This is a genomic window from Streptomyces sp. NPDC028722 (assembly GCF_040637655.1).
Classification (GTDB): domain Bacteria; phylum Actinomycetota; class Actinomycetes; order Streptomycetales; family Streptomycetaceae; genus Streptomyces.
The window spans coordinates 1-1,502 of sequence record NZ_JBEZWU010000088.1 but is presented as its reverse complement, the minus strand read 5'-3'; the positions used below and the strand labels follow the sequence as shown (position 1 = coordinate 1,502).

Below are 1,502 nucleotides of genomic sequence, written 5' to 3'. Positions count from 1 at the left end.
ACGTGGCGCGGAGCTGGTCACGGGACCGGTGACCAGCGGCAGCGGTACGCCGGCGCCCTCGGCCAGTGCCACTCCTGACGTACCGGGCAGCGGCACCGGCGCGGGAGGCGGTACGGGGCGGGCGGCCCCGGGTGCCGCACCCGGTGGCAGCATCGACCTGTCCAACTGGCAGCTCCAGGAACCGGTCGGCTCCCCGGGATCCCCGGCCACCGTCTCCCCTGCCCGGCTCCAGGGCGGTTTCCAGGACGCCTACTTCTACACCGACAGCGACGGCGCCCTGACCTTCTGGTCACCCGAGAAAGGCGTCACCACACCCAACTCCGACTACCCCCGCTCCGAGCTGCGCGAGGTGAACGGGGACGGCAGCAGTGCCGACTGGCCGCTCAGCGGCACCCACCGGATGAGCGCGACCCTGCGCGTGGTGTCCGTGACGTCCCGTGTGTGCGTGGGACAGATCCACCTGGGGTCCGGCGGCTCCTCCACCAAGCCGCTCCTGGAGCTGTACTACGAGGCGAACGGCGACATCGTCCTGGGCACCGAGAACTCCGCCGCCGGCGGTCAGACCCGGCACCCGGTGGGACATGTCCCGGTCGGCGAGAAGTGGAGCTACACCATCGGCGTCTCCGGCGGTGACACCATCGACGTGACGGTCGACGGAAGCACCACCCACTACCCCGTCGCCGACTCCTTCAAGTCGTACAAGCAGTACTTCAAGGCCGGTGCCTACAACCAGTCCGCGTCGGACAGCGGTACGAACGGAGCCAAGGTCGCGTTCTACGCGCTGGCCGTCTCCCACAGCTGATCCGCCGCGCACAGCACAACGGCAGGGCCCGACGTCCGGATGACGTCGGGCCCTGCCGCCACGAGCGGGAAGAGATCAGTACAGGTCGGTGCACCTGCCGTTCTGGAACACGGGCCCCTCGACGACCGGGAGACCGGGGCCGGGGTCGCGCACCACGGTGTTCAGCCCTCCGTGCGTGCCGGCGGTGACCTTGTCGGCGCAGGCCTGGACCGCGGACTCACTGTCCCCCTCGGCACCACCGACGTACATGTCGAGCCAGGTGGTGGCGCCCTGAGGAGCGGTTTTCAGACTGTGACAGGGGCCGTTCTGAGGGCTGCCGCCGTCACCGCAGGCGTCCTCGACGATGAAGTACCGGCGCACCCGGGGCAGGTAGAAACGGGTGCCGGCGGGATAGTCCAGCGTGTCCTTGCCGCCCGCCGTGCTGTGCCCGACCGCGAGCGTGATCGGATCGGCGTACGTACCGGTGCCGCCGGCCTGCTGGTGCAGAACGGGATCGGAGATCCGGGCGCTGCCCCGCGGGGTGTTGTCGAACCAGGTGTATCCCGTGGTGAACGCGGTGTCGATGCGCTGGCCGGAGCCGCCCGTTTCCGGGGAGGGGCTCTCGGCGCCGGGGGTGCCGCCGGCCGGTACGGGAGGAGAGGGCAGCGGTTCGCGGGTCGCGCTCGCCGTGGGGACGGGCAGTCCGGCCGGGGGCAGGGGA

1 protein-coding gene and 1 pseudogene are annotated in these 1,502 nt (G+C 71.0%); one reads left to right on the top strand and one right to left on the bottom strand.

The features are described 5' to 3' along the window. Nucleotides 1-28: 28 nt before the first annotated feature. Nucleotides 29-802 (top strand): polysaccharide lyase family 7 protein, encoded by a 774-nt coding sequence (locus AB0F03_RS37955; RefSeq protein WP_362001078.1) that lies wholly within the window; start codon nucleotides 29-31, stop codon nucleotides 800-802. Between the two features lie 75 nt (nucleotides 803-877). Here the strand turns inward: AB0F03_RS37955 and AB0F03_RS37950 are convergent. Beyond that, a pseudogene (locus AB0F03_RS37950) lies at nucleotides 878-1,502 on the bottom strand (hypothetical protein); the annotation flags it as partial.